Source organism: Candidatus Acidiferrales bacterium (assembly GCA_035515795.1).
In the GTDB taxonomy this organism is placed as follows: Bacteria; Bacteroidota; Ignavibacteria; order Kryptoniales; family JAKASW01; genus JAKASW01.
The window spans coordinates 1-17,639 of record DATJAY010000003.1 but is presented as its reverse complement, the minus strand read 5'-3'; the positions used below and the strand labels follow the sequence as shown (position 1 = coordinate 17,639).

14 protein-coding genes are annotated in these 17,639 nt (G+C 46.0%); 9 read left to right on the top strand and 5 right to left on the bottom strand.

All coding sequences use genetic code 11. The annotated features are described in order from the left end of the window. Nucleotides 1-17: 17 nt before the first annotated feature. Genes VLX91_01360 through VLX91_01350 form a run of 3 tightly spaced genes read right to left on the bottom strand, consistent with a single transcriptional unit; the run spans nt 18 to nt 2,840 of the window. Complete coding sequence (locus VLX91_01360; protein ID HUI28833.1) at nt 18-530, bottom strand: DUF5615 family PIN-like protein; 513 nt, start codon at nt 528-530, stop codon at nt 18-20. Between the two features lie 25 nt (nt 531-555). Beyond that, entirely contained in the window at nt 556-1,389 is an 834-nt protein-coding gene (locus VLX91_01355; protein ID HUI28832.1) for a hypothetical protein, read from the bottom strand. Further along, a complete protein-coding gene (locus VLX91_01350; GenBank protein HUI28831.1) occupies nt 1,386-2,840 on the bottom strand; it encodes an SEFIR domain-containing protein in 1,455 nt (484 codons plus the stop codon). Before VLX91_01350 ends, VLX91_01355 begins: the two co-directional genes overlap by 4 nt. A 718-nt stretch (nt 2,841-3,558) precedes the next feature. Between VLX91_01350 and VLX91_01345 the strand changes: the two genes are divergently transcribed. Genes VLX91_01345 through VLX91_01335 form a run of 3 tightly spaced genes read left to right on the top strand, consistent with a single transcriptional unit; the run spans nt 3,559 to nt 6,435 of the window. Beyond that, a complete protein-coding gene (locus VLX91_01345; protein HUI28830.1) occupies nt 3,559-4,989 on the top strand; it encodes a hypothetical protein in 1,431 nt (476 codons plus the stop codon). Between the two features lie 44 nt (nt 4,990-5,033). Further along, nucleotides 5,034-5,534, top strand: a complete 501-nt coding sequence (locus tag VLX91_01340; GenBank protein HUI28829.1) for a hypothetical protein — start codon at nt 5,034-5,036, stop codon at nt 5,532-5,534. Between the two features lie 58 nt (nt 5,535-5,592). Further along, nucleotides 5,593-6,435, top strand: a complete 843-nt coding sequence (locus VLX91_01335; protein ID HUI28828.1) for a ParB/RepB/Spo0J family partition protein — start codon at nt 5,593-5,595, stop codon at nt 6,433-6,435. Nucleotides 6,436-6,660: 225 nt separating this feature from the next. Here VLX91_01335 and VLX91_01330 read toward each other — a convergent pair whose 3' ends face one another. After that, entirely contained in the window at nt 6,661-7,014 is a 354-nt protein-coding gene (locus VLX91_01330; protein HUI28827.1) for a helix-turn-helix domain-containing protein, read from the bottom strand. A 250-nt stretch (nt 7,015-7,264) separates the two neighbouring features. Here VLX91_01330 and VLX91_01325 point away from each other — a divergent pair, with 250 nt between their 5' ends. From VLX91_01325 to VLX91_01315, 3 genes are all read left to right on the top strand, one after another. Then, nucleotides 7,265-8,200 (top strand): DUF2726 domain-containing protein, encoded by a 936-nt coding sequence (locus VLX91_01325; protein HUI28826.1) that lies wholly within the window; start codon nt 7,265-7,267, stop codon nt 8,198-8,200. A 210-nt stretch (nt 8,201-8,410) separates the two neighbouring features. Then, a complete protein-coding gene (locus tag VLX91_01320; GenBank protein ID HUI28825.1) occupies nt 8,411-9,133 on the top strand; it encodes a hypothetical protein in 723 nt (240 codons plus the stop codon). Between the two features lie 133 nt (nt 9,134-9,266). Beyond that, a complete protein-coding gene (locus VLX91_01315) occupies nt 9,267-9,869 on the top strand; it encodes a hypothetical protein (GenBank protein ID HUI28824.1) in 603 nt (200 codons plus the stop codon). A 118-nt stretch (nt 9,870-9,987) separates the two neighbouring features. Here VLX91_01315 and VLX91_01310 read toward each other — a convergent pair whose 3' ends face one another. Next, a complete protein-coding gene (locus VLX91_01310) occupies nt 9,988-10,488 on the bottom strand; it encodes a helix-turn-helix transcriptional regulator (protein ID HUI28823.1) in 501 nt (166 codons plus the stop codon). On the opposite strand from VLX91_01310, the gene VLX91_01305 reads away from it, so the two are divergent. The 3 genes from VLX91_01305 to VLX91_01295 form a co-directional block, all read left to right on the top strand. Continuing rightward, nucleotides 10,373-10,678, top strand: a complete 306-nt coding sequence (locus VLX91_01305) for a T9SS type A sorting domain-containing protein (protein ID HUI28822.1) — start codon at nt 10,373-10,375, stop codon at nt 10,676-10,678. The two genes, VLX91_01310 and VLX91_01305, sit on opposite strands and share 116 nt — an antisense overlap. Nucleotides 10,679-10,865: 187 nt before the next feature. Continuing rightward, a complete protein-coding gene (locus tag VLX91_01300; GenBank protein ID HUI28821.1) occupies nt 10,866-14,147 on the top strand; it encodes a phospholipase D-like domain-containing protein in 3,282 nt (1,093 codons plus the stop codon). 815 nt (nt 14,148-14,962) lie between these two features. Further along, nucleotides 14,963-17,639 (top strand): hypothetical protein (locus tag VLX91_01295; GenBank protein HUI28820.1); only part of this gene is annotated, 2,677 nt, incomplete at its 3' end.

The following is a 17,639-nucleotide window of genomic DNA, read 5'->3' as shown; positions in this document are numbered from 1 at the left end:
TAATGAAACTCGTGCCATTATTCCTCTGCTTTGATCCACTCCTGAGCCTTTCCATTTGATAAGCGATAACGAGACCTTAGTCGCTTTCCACTAGCGCGTTCTTTCATCCATACCGTCATCTCCGAATTCTTGTGAATCATAATCTTCGACTCCCTCCAAACATTTCTGTATTTAGCAATTACGGTTTTTAGAAGGTAAAGCGCATCTACAAGCACATCTCTGCTAAGCGGTTGTATATCGAGAACAACTAATCCCGGGCAACAATTAGGTGGAAATTCACGGTCATTGAGGAAATCTTTGTCATAGGTTAGAAGAATTCGATCTTCTTTGTAAGCATAAGCCATATGTTCGGTGTCATCTCTATGAACAAGGCCTGCTTCATTCGCAGTCACAACATCTAATTTTAAATCCCTCATGATTTCTACAACGACCTGTTCAATGTTCTCGTCTGTATAAAACTTCGCTTTCCGGTAGAATTCTCGTTCAAACGCATCTAATGTAGCCTTGTCTACTTCTATGTCATTCCACATGTAATATCCTGATCTGTTTGGTTGTCTAGTTTAACCGCAACTCGTTACCCGTCAATTCTAACCACTTCTGAATTAGGGATAACAAATTGAATACTCTGTCAACGGCAAGATTTAATGTCTCCCGTTTCATCATGAAAGTCTGCAATAATCTGTCGAGGTCGTCCGCTCGGAAGTCGCCAAAATCCTCCACAACATATTTTTCGTTGTTGAGACCACGCATAAGTAAGAATCTATTTGGGAACTGCCGGTTCTCTGGATTCAAACTAGCACCCACTACAACCCTGTATCCTGTTGCAATTTCCTCAGTTACGCTGAAGTTATCCCCATTTGAAAAAAAGTCTTCTATTTGATATAGGGAATTCTTAATCTTAAGAACTATCAGAATTTGTTCATCATTCAATCTACTCATCACGAAATTGTTCTCTATGACCTTTGAGAAATAGTCATGGGTATAGGACCATGATTTAAAAAGCTGAAAGCCCAAGAACTTTCTGCCTTCGAGCAAGTTTCTCAAAGTCTCTGTATCCAGCCTTGGTAGCCGCATGGTTTCACCGAGAGATCTACCTCCTTCGATGCCGTAAATCATTTTAGATAATGTATGCAGAATTGAAAGCATGTTACTATCTATGTAGCTGCGCGCGTATCCGGAAATTTCCTTCTTGAGTTCCTTCTCGGATTTGGATTTTATGATTTCATAAAGAAAGTAAATCAACAAAACCGAGATCAAGTTTGCCGAGATACTCAAAAACCAGTTGCCCCAAAAGGCGTTCTTGAAGGTTAACACAGCAAACCAGAGAAATAGCGCCGTTGAAACTATAAGCGAGACATATGGAATTGTTTTCCAAAATACGCGATTCATTTCAAAGTGCCCAGTTTCTTGAGATCAATAACATTCTCTATTGGGCTGATGTTGTAGTCCCATAATCCAGAGTATCTGCGCGATTGATTTTTAGTCCTCTCTATATAATCAGCTATCTTTTTCTTCATCTCTTCAACATTTCTCACATCAAATAGGTCTTTTATCTTTTCGAAATACTGAAGCGAAACCATCCTGTCAAATAAATCAACATTAGAACGATGTGGTTTATATATCGAGGTTCTGGGAAACCATCCATCAGAGTTGCCGTTCAACTCCGTTATGTAGTACAGCATGAGATCAACTTGTACGATCTCTTCAAATTTAATATCCTGCCTAATGGAATGTGCTTTGATTAGGTCCGCGGTCATGCTGACACGATTCAAGTGGAGTCTATTATTTCTAAACTCATCCAGTGAACGACAATGCAAATTGAACGTCCCTATGCCTTCGCTTATTAGCTGGCTGTACTGCGGCAGACGGAAGAAATACTGCGAATTTATAAAATAGGCAATTGCCTTGTATTTCTTCAGTTGAATTAGTAGTGCGAAAAAATTCAGGACCAACTCATAGATGAAGAATTTATAGTTGTCACAATCCACCTGTGTATAGCTCTGTACATTCTCAGGAGGGTAAAAGAACGGTAAGAGTCTTTCAAGGAAAGTCTGGAATGCTTCAAGGTCAACGTCGTCCTTGTACTTAAAGACGCTGAAAGCAAATGCAATAAAATCATCCCGAAGCGGCAACATCTTTTCAATACTTTCAACTACTTTGTCATCGAACCCGGTTTGCGATCCGCCCGAAAGTCGGAAATCGCCTAGAGACTCGATGAAAGCGTCAAGATAATCCGTAATTAGTCCATTTACACCCGTTCGGCCGCTTAGGATAGCGTTCTTGATTTCAGTAACCTTGTGAGATGTTTTTAATATAATGGATTGCTCCTCCGTAATGTATGCCGGAGGCATTCCAATCGGTGGCTTCTTCAGAAGGGGCCTGTTGTAAAGATTCCTGATGAGTTTCTGGTAGTTCCCTTCAAATATTTCGTCGGAAGAAAGATCAATGTAAATCCGGCTTGCCATGTAATGGGGGATGCATGGCTTACCATCCTGGTCGTATTCTTTCACTACTGGGATAAATTTCTCCTGCCCAGTATTTTCATAAACTTCTCTTGAAATTAGCTGCGTTTCAGTCCCGACTCCTCCTTTTCTGTCATCCGCCTTGCTCTGGTACCCCCGATCGCAAATAACTAGGACCTTACTAATGCCTTTATCATTTACCATTTGTTCCATGAAGACATGTTTGTCCTGTCCTTCCTTTAAATCCCATTTATCCAAAATGACAATAACACCGTCGCCAGAGAGGCGCTCAGCGAGATCCAGAACCCACTGTTCGTGCTGCACACTTGTCCAACTGTAAGACAAGAATACTTTTGGTTGAGTTGTACTGCCTTTCATGTTCAGTCAAATTATGGGTTCTTCTTGAAATCCTCTACTTATATTGCAGCTATTTTGACGGTAATATACCACAATAGTGCCCACCTTATAAGGTGGGCACTATTGTCTAAGTAGTCAACTTGCGGCGGAGTCTGAACGCCATCCGAGCTTGTCCAATTGAGCAACTTTTGTTGTTCAGCTCTGTGGTGAAATTATTATCGCAAGGAAAAGATTGATCGGGAAGGAGGGAAAAAATGACGGGAAAGAGGTTTTTTCATTGAATGAATTCCGCTCTCTGAAACTCTCATTTAGTTGCTATAAAGATTTCAGACAGAGGGATTCTAACCCTCGAGCCCTAAGGGCTAGCTGCTCCGCTGGCAGTTGCAATCAACCACTCTGCCATTTTTCCATTTTGCGGGTGTCTAAGGCGGTATTCGGACCCGCACGACCAATTTGGCCACCCTCTTTGGAAAATCGTTAATGCGAGCAACGACTTTCCGAAAAGTACGTCTGCCGGTTTCAGTACTTGGGCCTAGTGACACGAGGTATCACTTGAATTAAAGATGTCAACACAATTAACCGAGATAAGACTTCTATCAAAAAGTCATCGCTCGAATTATTCAGGAAAATTAAATAAGATTAGATTATACCTATGAAATGGGATGATGGTTTAAAAGAGCCGGATTTATTAATTGCCAAATCTACGGCCAAGCGAATCGCTGTCAACTAAGGATATGAGATGGGACGAGACGAGGTAGACGAGTTTTATCCCAAGAAGCCATTCTTCGAGCGTCACGAATTTGTTGGCACCCTTTTCAAAGGTGACAAATCCGCGCCTGATTTACAGGTAGTTATTCAATATTCCCTAATAGAAGAAGGCGAAATCATCGCGAAAGTAGTGGGTAATGTGGACACATTCAAAAAAATACAAAGTGTCATCCATTCGGCTGGCCCGCGACTTAAGTTGTCCACAAAAGATACGCAATCTTCGGTATTTTCATTTTCTTCAGACAACGCGCTCATAGGTGGAATTATCAGCAAGCCATACTTCGGTACAGACATGTCCTATAAGGTTGCGGATCTTCGTTTTCTCGACTTGACAATGAGAAAGAAAATCCCCCTCACAGACAAAGAAGAGCGGTACCTCGTTTTCTATCTTGCGGGCCCAAGAACTCTTTGGACAACTTTCGAGACTGGCGAGGTGTCGTTCACCGGAGAAGAGAAGATAGATGTTCATGGAACGAAGATTGAGTTAGATGAACAGTTTCCCTTTGAAATTGAAACGCGCCCCTGGTATTTCTACGATACTTCTCCTTCCGAAAAGCACGTCAATCTAAAAACAAAGATTCAGGCGTTATCATTCAAGGCTACCGTGCCAACATCAGAACTTAGCGACGATGATTTTGTCGCGCTTGCCAGTTCTGTGGCGGACGATCTGACATTGCTGATCTCGTTCTTATCGCGTCATTGGGTGATGTGGTTCAGATACGAGCTGGATAGTCAAGACGGAATGCGGGCATTTATCAGAAATATTAGGAAATGTTCATCAGAGGATGTTGAATACTATGATTCTGTTGTTCCATTTGATCACGCCAGAAATTTTCTCAAAGTAGCGTTTGGCGAAATTCGGAAATTGCGGCAGACAGGTATTAACCTTCACATGCCTCTTGTGTATTATATCTCAGCTTGTGGAAAGGAATTCATTGAAGAGGGCTTTTCCACTCTTTTCCTATCACTTGAGAAGATCAAAGACATGTTTTCCATGAAACAAAACCTGCTCGAAATTATCAAGCCCGCGAAGTTTAGTAAGCTGTCTCATTCAGTCCGCGATGTGATTAGGCGAGAACTTGGAGATGACCAATCATTTGAATTAATGTCGGCAAAACTTTCCGAACTTAATCGCCCATCACTTCGCTCTGTTCTGGACAGCTTGTTTGAAAGATATGGTGTAAAATGGGATGACCTATACCCAATTAATTCTCTGTTCACGCTTATTAAGACGAGAGACATTCTATTTCACTCTTCCGATCTTATTGATGTTAACATCCTTGCAAAGGAGGAACTGCGCTTACGGTCACTACTTGAACGGCTAATGTTGTCTATGCTTGGTTGGAAGGATTCTTCGCATTCACCAGCCTATTACGAAAAGAAATGGTTGTTGGAAAAATGAACGCAATCGCGGATAGTACACCGCACTAGGTTGTGAGGAAATCAATGACTCTAAAAGAAGCTCGCATTCGAACCGGATTTGACCTACTCTCTGATGATGAGTTATCGTATTGGAGTTGGAGCACAGGCTCGGGAAGTGTCCGAGAAGGTCAGCGGTCGATGGAGAGAAAATATCCACTACATCGATTGATACGAAGAACTGCATTGAAGTATTTCAAACAACATAAATGGGACATTTATCCGAGAGGAATTACTGTGAATGGAACTGGTACATGCCCCGACTTTGCGATCTTTAATCAGCGGAAGATTATTTTTATCGAATGTCTCACGGAGCGTTTTGTTGAGACCAGCAACGTGAAAAAGAAACGTGGTGTCGAGAAGTTCGCTGAGATTCGTTTCGTTGTCGAGGAGAAGCCGAAAAACGAGTTCGATAGTAAGAGAGATTTTGACGGCTATATCAATCGTGTAAAAAGACTCGCACGAAAATGTGTGGTTTATTGGTGTAATGCAAAAAATCGACAAATAAGAATTGCTCGATTTAAGTAGTAACAACAAAACACTGGGCCTAACGCGCCAGTTCGTCATCTAATTCAAGGGAGTTGCTATGCGCCTACAAGAAATACCATTGCATCTGCTTTTCCTATCTTCCCAGAATACTCGCCATGACTTACAAGCTGGCCAAGAGGATTCAGGGATTGACGAGCTCGCAGCCAGCATACGGAAGCAAGGGTTGCTATCTCCTCTGACCGTGAGGTCAATTGTTGGCGGCAAGTATGAGGTTATTGCTGGTCAGCGTCGATTAGCGGCGTGTCAAAAAGTTGGTCTTGACCCAGTTCCTTGCTTGGTTCGAGACGATATTGATGACGCTGATGCGGTGACTATATCACTGGTCGAAAATGTTCACCGTGCTGATATGAACCCGCTAGACAAAGCGACTGCCCTTAAAGCGCTTTACGAGAAATACAACTCATACGAACGTGTTGCCCAAGAGACCGCTTGGTCAACATCAACAGTCCGTAAATACATTAAGCTACTCGACCTTCCTAATGAGCTTCAGCAGAAACTCTCGACCTCGGAAGGCCCTGCAGGCGTTGCAGTGCTGGCTAAACTAGCGTCGACTTTCTCCAGCGATGATGCACTCGATGTTTACAACAAGCTGTCCGGATTTCGGCAATCAGTCCAGGAGGAGATTCTTAAGAGAAGCGGCGGAGATGTTTCAAAAGTGGATGCGCTTGTTGATGAGGCTGTTGAAGGAGCCTTTGACATTCGCCAATGTGGTGGAAGATTTCGCTGCGAAATCATTAAGGATATCTTGGAAGGCCACTTGCGCCAGAGTGACTTCCAAGCACTGGTCACAGAGGTTGCGGATAACCTTGGTTCTGAACTCAAGAAATCTTCCTTGCGAGAAGCAGCAAGAGATTTCTGGAGGTCACTTGCTAGATCTTAGACTGCCGCACAATGCGAACCGGCGCATAAGGGACAGCAATTCACAAATGGTTCCGACGAAATAGTATCAATTATCATAATCGTAATCACCCTCGAAGCCCGGTCTTCTCTCCTCTTCAAAGATCGGGCTTCTTTTTTTGCTCTTGCTCTATTCCCCTATAAGGCTCGCTAATAGTCGTTGTAAACCTTAAGAACATAAACAATACGTATTGTTATATATATCTTGTTACTTATTATTGTTTGTGCCTCCATTTTCACACAGGTCAGTTGCTTCTGATCTAACATCCCCTGTGCCACCAGGGAACATCTGAGGAGGAAGGAGCCGATACGTGTTCCCTTTTCCTACAGCTTTTGCACAGGCTATCAACCCGCGTTCTTTGAGCTTTCTCACCGCCTTATTGACCGACCACCGAGAACAGCCGAGCATCTCAGCAATGTATCCTTGGGACGGATAGCAGGTCTGGTTCTGATCGGCCATACTGGCTAGAAGCTGGTACACCAGGGCAGGCAATCGTCCTACTTCCTTTGTGTACCTCTGAATAATAACCTTATCGACCCAGTACCACTCACCGTGCTTCATGGAACGGATGTTTCCCATGGCCAAAGAATATCAAGCCGGGTCACAAGAGATAAGGTGGGCGAAAATATTATTTCCATCAAAAATGCACCTGGTAGAGTTAGTGAATTTAAGGGATTTGCACTTCATGGAAGCGGAGAATAAATTTGGAGGTGAATTAGGAGAGGCGTCCATTAAGGAAAAAAACACACCTAAGTGTGTTTTCCCACTAGGTAGTTGCAAGCACGCCTTCCAACAAATGAGGATGTAGCCGATGATTCGAAGAAAGAGGATACTTGTAAATGATGACGAGAAGAAATCCTTTGAGCTTTTAGACGAAAGCCTTCGACATCGGAATGTTCGATTATATACAAAGGTTCGGATTGCCGATGCGCTCGACATTAACAATAGCGGATTGTCAAATGAGGAGTACAGTTTTGCACTGAAGGGCCATTTCGATTTCCTGGTTGAACCCAACGACCAACCTGTTGCTTTTGCCATTGAATTTGATGAACCCTACCATGATTCCGATCCTAAGGCTCAACATAATGACGAACTGAAGAATCTAATCTGTGAGAAGCTCGACTTGCCTTTACTGAGAATCCAAATTGACCAACTGCAACAAGTTGGCAAGTTCACCATCCTTGGTTGGCTAGTTGAACTATGGTTCCTATATCAAGGATTCATTGAGGCTCAAGAGTCTGGCTTGGTTCCCTTTGATGAACCCTTTGACTATTCGTCCATCATAACCTCTACCGATTCACAAGGAAAAACGGAGTGGTATCCATACGACCCTTTTCGTCATTATCGCGACTTACTCACAAAGCTGGTTATGTCCGATGTGGCGTCCGCTTGCGGTTCGATGAGGATTCCTTCCCAAAGCGGTTATGACGAGTGCTTTGTCAACATAACTTTGTCCGACAGTGGCGTAATAATCGGGAGAGCAAGGTGTCGAACGTTTTCTTTCCCGCCACTTGCATCATATGAATTGGCGGAAGAACTTGCGGTCAGAGATGCGTGTATCAAATACTCGCAATACAAAGACGACAGATTCAAACCAATTACCCTACAAGAAGCAGAGGCTTTGTACCAGAGCTATGAAAAACAATATAGCTCTCCTCTTGTCGGATTCAGCATGAGCAAAGGAGGGCATACCAATATTGATGATTTTTTCAACGCGCACAATAAAGGAAGGCGTGCCAGCAACTAACAACCGCAAAAAAGACGCTCGATTATTATATATCATGGAGTTCGCTTCATCACGCTTCGCCGCGCTCATCGAGCTATGCACATTTATGGCGTCGAAGCGTGACGAACTTTTTTGCGGTAGACGTTATGCGCAAGCAAAGATTCATCTTGGAATGAGGTTTCGTGGTGACTTTGATCGCCCCAAAATAACATATAATCATCAGGAGATCTCATGAAAACGAGAAATCTTTTGATAGGAATAATTGTCGCACTCGTTCTTTATACAGCAGGGATTGCTATATACGGTATGATCGTTTTCATAACTTTTTCTGATTGCCATGGAAACCTCAGCAATGCAGGTTCGTTCGGCGATATGTTCGGTGCGTTCAACGCCTTTTTCACTGGATTGGCTTTTCTGGCAGTTGCTATGACTGTCTATCTGCAGTTTCAGGAAACCACGCGGTTGCAAGCCCAGATATCCGAATCGAAGATTGAGAACAGAGTAGCTGAACGCCAAAAGTATCTCACAACCCTCATCACTATTCAGAATGAACTCGCCTTCTACAGGACAAAATTCATACAGTTATCTGGTGAAGTCGCGGCTGCTGTCATTGCGGCGCAGAATAACCAGCCTGTGATTCTTCCAACCTATCGATTGTATCCCGATTTTCTTGAGAACCAGAAGATCGAACTAAGTAAGTTTCATTTTGACAGCGAGTTGATCAAAGACGTCGGTTACTGTCATTTCGAATTGCGACATATAATTGAGCGGCTTACCCTGTACCTGGAGCAAATGATCTCCCTCAATCCGCAAAATGCTACCGTTTATCTTGGTAATGCGCTAGGCTTTAAGGGTCTGTTGGATGGTGATACCAAGACGTTCGAGGACACTATCAACAGATTCCAAGCTGAAGTTGACAAAACAAAGGACCAGATTGCTAAAAGAATTCCGTAACCTAAAGCCGGCCACTAGCCTGCGTGAGGGTGCTTGTTGTTGGCAAAGATGCCGTTCCGCAAAACGCTATTGGTATCGAACTCTGCCTATGTACAACAAGCAAGAAAAATTCTATTGAAATAAAAAGCGCACGATGAAAATTCCCATTAAGACACAGTGTCCCAAATGTGGCCGTGAATTAGACCTGTTCATTCGCCTTGATGAAGCCGAGATCCACGATTCCTGCGAATGCGGGGAAGCCCTCAACGCGACGCTGCAGGGATTTACAGTTGGAGACAAATTATTGTCTCGAGGCCGTTACGAATTCTATCACAATTCTGACTATTCTCTGTGTATTGTGTTCTCAGCAACCGCCATGGAGTGTGAGCTTTCCAGGCTATACTTCAAGTGGACACGAGCAACTCCGCCATTTCCGACCGATTCCGAAATTGAGGAATCGCTGCGGAGATTTCGAAACGTTGCTTCTAGAATTGATGAAGTCACGAAGCTTATGAAGCCTATTGGAATAACTGGATTCGTCGCCGCCAACACTGCCATAGCTAACGCAATCAAGAAAGATTTTCCAAGCTTTGACATGAATGACTTGTCTCAATCTTTTCAGAGAGAGCTGTTCTGGCCTAGGAACCGAATTCTCCATTTGGGACAAACTGGATTTGACACTAAGCAAGCGGAGCATTGCTTCAACATCGCAAGCTTAGGCCTGACAATTCTTCAGATGATGGAGAATCAACCTTAAAGGTAACTTTGCCTGCGCATAACACTTTCGTGTAATCAAAGTCGAGAGACAAAATAATCCTTTCATCGCAGAATAATAGGGTCGGAATGTCTGAGTTAGACAAAGAGACTACCGTTAGTTATCTGAGACTCGGTGTCTCAGTCAACAACTTTTCGACTTTTTCCATTTTCTCAGCTTCCGGTTCAGATTCACCTCGTTCCCATTTGCGGAGGGTCTCCGCTGCGACTCCGAGGAGGTTGGCGAACTTTCGTTTGCTGAGTCCGTGGAGGAGACGGTAAATAGCCATTCTCTGCCCTAGGGTCTCCCTCGCGTAAAAGGACGGGATGTGCCCAAGGAAATCCATGATTTTGAGACAGCTCGTGGGATGCGGCTTCTTTTTTCCGCATTCCCAGACGTAGAGGGTGCTCGGCATGATCCCGAGCATGCGGGCAGCCTCTGCGCTCGTGAGCCCCAGCTCCAGCCTTCTCTTTCTCAGGCACTCGCCCCATGTTTTGGGATTTTCAATGGTTTTTGCGGGCTTCCGCCACCTGAGCGTGACCCCCACTTTGGCAACGCGACCTAACCCATTCAATCCTGCGACCACGATTCGATTCGACCTCAAGTCCGATGCAAAGGTCACCGTCGAGATTTACAATTTACTCGGCATGAAAGTTAGAACGCTGGACAACGGAATAATGAGCGTCGGGACGCACGCGATACCCGTGGATATGTCTGGGATGGCTTCTGGAGTGTATTATTATAAGTTTATCGCTGTTGATAATTCCGGAAATTCATTTGTGCAGATACATCGTATGCTCCTGATCAAGTAGGCGTACGTACACGAATGAATTTGCCGTGCAAAAAAGTCGTCCTGGACTGAAAAAGATTTAGCTGCGGCTTACTTTCTGGTTCCGAAGGCGTCTCATAGGGAAAGAGTGGAACATTAAGTAAGTCGCAGTTTTTATTTCGTAAGGTTATATTACACATGAATCGATTGTATTGAATCGGGAGGTTAAGATGAAGTTTGCGTCCGCTGTAATTTTTGTCTTGGTTGTAACGACGAGTGTGTGGGGACAAACCACTTTGGTCGGTTGGCAAGTTTCCGGGCAAAGTTCCTTTGGGACTCAGAATCTGGCGGCTTCAACTGTCGCAACAGGAATTACCAACAGCACGGGACTGACGCGAGGCGGCGGAGTCGGGACATCAGGGACGGCCACATCGAATGCATGGGGCGGCAACAGCTGGAATTATACCACGGCAGCGGGGGCGCTGGCCTCCAACGTCTATGTCACGTTTGGCATAACGGTAAACACAGCGTACTCCGCGTCATTGGGTCAGATCGGTTTGAATTACCGGAGGTCAAACACCGGTCCACAAAACGCCGAATGGGATTATCAGTTGAATGGCGGCGCATGGACGAGCATCGGCGATTTTAGCGGTCAATTTCCGTCAAACAGTTCCAGCGGGAGCACCATTACCCCGATCAATCTGTCGGGAATAACGAATCTGCAGAATCTTCCGGCAGGTACCATTGTCAAATTTAGAATCGTTCCATATGGTGCATCGAGCTCGAGCGGAACATGGTACGTTTACGGCTCAGGAACCGATCTGACAGTCAATGGTGCGATAACATTCGTTGGCGAAGCCGGCAACGGAATTGGCTCTGCTCAGATATCCCCCGCCGCGTTGAATGCTGGACAAACTTCAGATTTTTCTATTAAGCTTGTCAGCGATCAATCAGACACTATCGGCAAGATTATTGTCGTGGTTCCTTCGGCTTTCTCATGGTCCTTGAATAGTTCTGATGTTTTGCTCTCCGGGAATTCCCTCTCGGCTGCAAGTTTGTCCGTTTCTCAAGACACCATAAGAATCAGCAATGCAGCAGTTACAAAAATAGACACGGCGCAAATACTGATTCATTCTGTTACAGTTCCGGATTCGAATCTAACCGGGATCTTTCTCGTCGAGACCGCCGTCGATACGGCCGTTCCATCACCCATTCAGAAGCAACCGTCCGTTTACGTAATGAAAGTTGAACCGATAATCGATCTTCATACAAATGATTCTCAAGGCGTTCTGGCTTCTCCTTATCAGAAGGGTGTCGTTGTCACTGTGTCGGGGATAGTCACGGCAAACCTCGTCGGCGCATCGAATATAAATTTATTTATTCAAGATGCGACCGCTGGTATAAATGTTTTCATCAATTCTTTGAATTCTCCGTTCCAGGTGGGCGACAGCGCGACGATCACCGGAGCGATAGACCAGTATCGTGGTATAACGGAAATCCACCCCGATTCCACAAAGTGGATCATTCATTCTCACGGCAATCCGCTGCCCGAGCCGCTCCTTTTGACTTGTGCGGACGTAAACCAAACATTCACCGATGACTCCACTGAGCCGAATGAAGGTCGTCTGGTTAGAGTGAACGGCGTTACGTGTAACTCATCCAACGGCACAATCACCGATATCACCGGCACGACAGGCGGATACATTCCAAAAACGTGGACTATTCCAGCCGGAACTTTCGACCTAATCGGAATTTTGAAGCAGTACAAAGGAGTGGGTGGACCGGATCCGGGGCCACCATATCTTTCCGATTATGAAATCGATCCCCGAACCCAGGCGGACATAATCGGTCATCCCGGGCCCGCTTTCACAGCAAACCCGGCCGAAAATAATCTAAAGCCCAATTCCGTCACTATCGATTTTAAAACTTCGGACAAAGCCACGGCCGTCGTCAGGTATGGCGCGACCTCGGATTATAAAGACTCCGTTGCCGTGTCTTCTTCAGACACGATCCACTCCGTTTTGCTGGATTATTTATCACCGGCGACAGTTTATCACTATCAGGTTTCAGCTACAGATAGTGCTGGCACGAACACGACGGGCGATGCGATCTTCAGCACCGCATCTCCGGCTGGATCGATAGGAACTATAAATGTTTATTTCAATCATTCAACAAACTCTTCAGTCGCCGACGGCGAGTTTGCACAGACTGTGGACATCGTCAACAAATTCCTGGCGAGAATCGACTCCGCAAAATATTCGATCGATCTTGCGTTGTACAGTCTCAGCGGCGGAGTCGGCGGCGCCATAACAGGTGCGTTGATTAACGCCGAGAAGCGCGGCGTAATGGTAAGGTTAATCACCGAGAACGACAATTTGGGCGAGTCAGGCACCGGAACTTACTTGAGCAACCTGACGGCAAATGGAATCCCCCATATCACCGATACCTTCGACCGGATCTATGCCGGCAAAGGTTTGATGCACAACAAATTTGCCGTATTCGACTTTCAGGACACGACGTCGTTTATCCATGACTGGATTTGGACAGGATCGTGGAACGCCACTGATCCAGGTGACAATGACGATGCGCAGAACTCGATCGAGATACAGGATAAGGCATTGGCGAACGCCTACACTATGGAGTTCAACGAAATGTGGGGAAGCCCGACCAACACTCCCGATGCATCTCAATCTTGCTTTGGTGCCGACAAGAAAGACATAACCCCACACAAGTTCAATATCGAAGGAACCCCGGTCGAACTCTATTTCAGCCCATCGGATCAGACTACTCTTCACATTTATCAGACTCTTGCCGCCGCTGCGCACTCTATTGACATTTGCATGTTGACCTTTACTCGTGCAGACTTGGCACAAGAGCTGGTCGCGCAAAAGGCTGCAGGTGATAGAGTTAGAGTCGTGATGGATAATAACAAGGATAGCGGGAATCAGTTTAGCTTCCTTCAAACAAACGGCGTTGATGTTCACCTTAAAGGAAGCGATGTGACCGGTCTTCTTCATCATAAATACGCCGTCATCGACGCCGAGTATCCAAACACCGATGCGATTGTAACAACCGGCTCACATAACTGGTCAACATCCGCCGAGACCTCTAATGACGAAAACGAACTCATAATACACAGCAGGCGAATCGCAAACTTGTACTTACAGGAGTTCAAAGCAAGATATCTGAATGCGGGCGGAATCGACAATATCGTTCTCAATATGAAGCGAGTTGATGGTGGCATACCAATGTCATTCGAGCTGAGTCAAAATTATCCTAACCCGTTTAATCCGACCACAATCATTTCTTATCAATTGCCGGCGGCCAACTATGTTACTTTGAAAGTATACGACATGCTCGGAAGAGATGTGGCAACTTTGGTCAGCCAGAAACAGAACGCGGGATATTATGATGTTACTTTCAATGCCGGGAGGTTCGCGTCGGGAATATATTTTTATGTGCTCAGTTCGAGCGGAAAAATGTTCGTGAAAAAAATGGTCGTGATAAAGTAAAGAATTCTGAATTAATTGTGCTCGCCGTTGTCTAGTCAAAGGAGATAGTTCACTAGATTTCGTGCACGCAAGCTCTTCGGTCTCAAACACACCAACCCCAGGGCGAGGTGACCCCGATCACTTCATGGGTATTTCAACTTGACATTACAATGATGTTCAGTTACTTTCTTCCGTAAAATATCAGGAGTGGATGTATTGGAAAAGTGGTCTGCATTAGGGCTTGAAAACCCACGGAAACCATCTTTAGAAGTGAGTGAAGCAGTGGCGTGCGTCTTGTGTCGCCTGTTCATGCAAAGCAGCGATCAAATCGTCCATTCCAGCCGTAAGTTTCATCCTACCAAGAATTATTCTCGCGTTTTCGATATAGACTATTCCTGACTAATAGTTTAGCTGGGAGAGCGTACCATGATGTACCGTGTTGTTTTTCAGAAAACCGTACTTGAAGCTGGCAGGTGGAGGTTTTCCATGTCAGAAATCGTTTTTGCTCATCGGCAGGGATGTTTGTCCAATCCAAAACGGTTTTTGAGTAAGACTTGAAGAACCCGTGGCACACCTGATGAGAAACACTCCGCAGTATCAGTTTGGAAAATCATTCTAAATAGACTAGTTCTCCAAAAATAGAAAAATCAGAGGCGGCGGAGCGCTTCTGCAATTAGCGGTCGCTTGGAAAAGTGAGAATTTTATTCGGATTCTCGGAACGCGCTCTCTCATAAAGTACACCTGAGCATAGCAGGGTATTGGCAGGTCAGCCTGACTTTTTTGGAGAGGTTTAGCATTTAGAAATGCATTCTCAAGCAAATAGGAAAGGAGAAACAATGAGATACTTTACGAAAGGCTGGTTTCCATTCTCGAACCAGTTGAAAGTTGTTGTACTCACACTTCCGTTCATGTTTGGCACAGCTCTTACACAAACGTCTAATTCAATCAAATCCATCCTCAATCCGGATGGAAGCTTAAAGACTGCCGCAACAATCGGAAGCTTCGATGCCCGCGGATACAAAATGGTCACGGAAAAAGACGGTGCACCACGATTCATACAAGCGACATCCGACCCCAATGACAAAAATTGGGATCAGTCGTTCACCGTTGCCGGTATCGGGGGATGGGGATATATTGCTGCCAATAGCGGCGATACGGTGTTATACGTCGGCGGTAATTTCGGCAGCGCTGGCAACCTCGTAACAAACAACATCGCCGCATACAACCTTACTACGAACACATGGTATTCGCTCGACACGACGAGTGCAAACCTAGGTATAAATGGCCCGGTTGCTTCCATAATTATCAACGGCAATGATGTCTATATCGGTGGAACCTTCTCATCCGCCGGCGGCATTGCCGCAAACAACATCGTTGACTATAACACATCGACAAACACCTGGAATCCGCTGGGCTCAGGTACAAACGGTGTGAATGGCGGAATTTGCGCCATGGCATATTTCGGCGGCAACTTGTACGTCGGCGGTAGCTTCACAACGGCAGGCGGAGGTTCTGTAAGTGACATTGCCCGATGGGACGGCTCTTCATGGCACGCCCTCGGGTCCGGCGTCGACAATGTGGTTTATGCGCTCGGTGTCAGTGGTGGTTACCTTTACGCCGGCGGGTCATTCACTCATGCCGGAGGCGACACTGCGCATAACATAGCGTCATGGAACGGAACAAACTGGAGCTATGTCGGCAAATCCAAAATCGACGTCAGCAACACCGTTGAAGCACTCGTTTTCGCAGGAAGTTCATTGTATATCGGTGGTTCATTCACAACTGCCGGCGGGATAACTGTAAACGGAATCGCAAAGTGGAACGGAACTGCATGGAGTGCAGTCGGAGCGGGTGTTAGCGGCAACGTTTACTACCTCACATTTTATGGAAGCAAGCTCTACGTTGCCGGTTCATTTATCACAGCCGGCTTAAGCACCGTCAACAACATCGCTGCAGTTGACACTTCGACCAACACCTGGTCTGCGCTCGGCACAGGCTCAAATGTTGGGACAAACGGTATCATAGAGTGGCCTGAAATGGGTGTTGCCAACGGAAAGCTCTACATAGCCGGTCAGTTTTCCACAGCTGGCGGAATTAGTGCAAAAGGAATCGCAAGCTGGAATGGCACGAACTGGTCGTCTCTCGGCGGCTCACCAAACTCTCCGGGTGGATCCGTTTATGCACTCGCTTTGAGTGGCTCTAACATTTATGTTGGAGGTTCATTCCCCACAGCCGGCTCCATTCAAACCAACAATATTGCCGTTTATAATACCAGCACACATACATGGTCGTCACTCGGAACAGGGACCGCTAACGGCGTAGACAACCAGGTCTATACGATTGCCGTTTCAACAGGCAGTGTTTATGTCGGAGGCGCTTTCACACATGCAGGCGGCAATCCGGCCAACCACATCGCCATGTGGGACGGCTCAAAGTGGAACACACTCGGGACTTCACCGAACGACGGAGTAAATAATTCCGTTTACGCTCTCGGAATGTTTGGAACAGACCTATACGTTGGAGGAAACTTCACCACTGCAGGAGGGTCTGCTGCCAACTACGTCGCAAAGTGGAGCAGCAATGCCTGGTCAACGCTCGGCTCGGGAGTCAACCATCAAGTCAATGCGATCGGCATCGGTGTGAACGAGATTTATTTCGGCGGTGCATTCACAACTGCCGGCGGGAGTTCGGCCAACTATGTAGCGTCATGGAACGGAACAAGCTGGTCGGCTCTCGGAACACCAACCAATGGAGTCAATCACGCAGTGAACGCTTTAGCAACTTATGCCGACACAGTATTTGTAGGAGGTGCATTCACAACCGCGGGCGGAAATGCTGCCAATTACGCTGCAAAGTGGAACACGCACCAATGGACTCCCCTTGGAGCTGGCGTTAACGGCTCCGTGAACACTCTTGCGATCAACGGCACAAATCTGTTTGTCGGAGGGAACTTCACGGCAAGCGGACTCAACAATGCCTATTATGTAGTCGAGTGGAGCATTGCGGACAGTTCTTTCTCTACTCTCGGTGATGGATTAAACGCTCCGGGTGAGGCAATCATTTCAACCGGAAATGATACCTATGTCGGAGGTGGTTTCAGCACCGCTGGCAATAAGCCATCATATTGTTTTGCGCGTTACAATACGAACATCGCTTTGATCCCGACAACTCCTGTCCTCATATCGCCTCTTAATGGTACTACCGGAGTCGCAAGAAGGACAACCTTCAGCTGGAATGCTTCCACCAACGCCACGAGCTATCATCTTCAAGTAGCAAGCAGTAATGCGATTGACAGCGTCGGAGGCTTCGTCAGCGCAAACGTCATATTCGATACGACGTTGGCCGTAACGACCGAGAAGCTTTCGACTCCTCTTACGGCTACTACTGTATACTACTGGCACATCAGTGCGACCGGTACCGCAGGAACGAGCGCCTACTCTGCTGCAACGCTGTTCACGACCGGAGTAGGGATAGATGCCGTTGACAACCCTGGCGGGATCCCGAAACAGTTTG

What these genes read in the sequence shown, in the direction of transcription:
- VLX91_01305 (HUI28822.1), top strand. Translation starts at nt 10,373, where the DNA reads ATGGTTTTTGCGGGCTTCCGCCACCTGAGCGTGACCCCCACTTTGGCA.
- VLX91_01300 (HUI28821.1), top strand. Translation starts at nt 10,866, where the DNA reads ATGAAGTTTGCGTCCGCTGTAATTTTTGTCTTGGTTGTAACGACGAGT.
- VLX91_01335 (HUI28828.1), top strand. Translation starts at nt 5,593, where the DNA reads ATGCGCCTACAAGAAATACCATTGCATCTGCTTTTCCTATCTTCCCAG.
- VLX91_01345 (HUI28830.1), top strand. Translation starts at nt 3,559, where the DNA reads ATGGGACGAGACGAGGTAGACGAGTTTTATCCCAAGAAGCCATTCTTC.
- VLX91_01355 (HUI28832.1), bottom strand. Translation starts at nt 1,389, where the DNA reads ATGAATCGCGTATTTTGGAAAACAATTCCATATGTCTCGCTTATAGTT.
- VLX91_01340 (HUI28829.1), top strand. Translation starts at nt 5,034, where the DNA reads ATGACTCTAAAAGAAGCTCGCATTCGAACCGGATTTGACCTACTCTCT.
- VLX91_01330 (HUI28827.1), bottom strand. Translation starts at nt 7,014, where the DNA reads ATGAAGCACGGTGAGTGGTACTGGGTCGATAAGGTTATTATTCAGAGG.
- VLX91_01325 (HUI28826.1), top strand. Translation starts at nt 7,265, where the DNA reads ATGATTCGAAGAAAGAGGATACTTGTAAATGATGACGAGAAGAAATCC.
- VLX91_01350 (HUI28831.1), bottom strand. Translation starts at nt 2,840, where the DNA reads ATGAAAGGCAGTACAACTCAACCAAAAGTATTCTTGTCTTACAGTTGG.
- VLX91_01320 (HUI28825.1), top strand. Translation starts at nt 8,411, where the DNA reads ATGAAAACGAGAAATCTTTTGATAGGAATAATTGTCGCACTCGTTCTT.
- VLX91_01360 (HUI28833.1), bottom strand. Translation starts at nt 530, where the DNA reads ATGTGGAATGACATAGAAGTAGACAAGGCTACATTAGATGCGTTTGAA.
- VLX91_01315 (HUI28824.1), top strand. Translation starts at nt 9,267, where the DNA reads ATGAAAATTCCCATTAAGACACAGTGTCCCAAATGTGGCCGTGAATTA.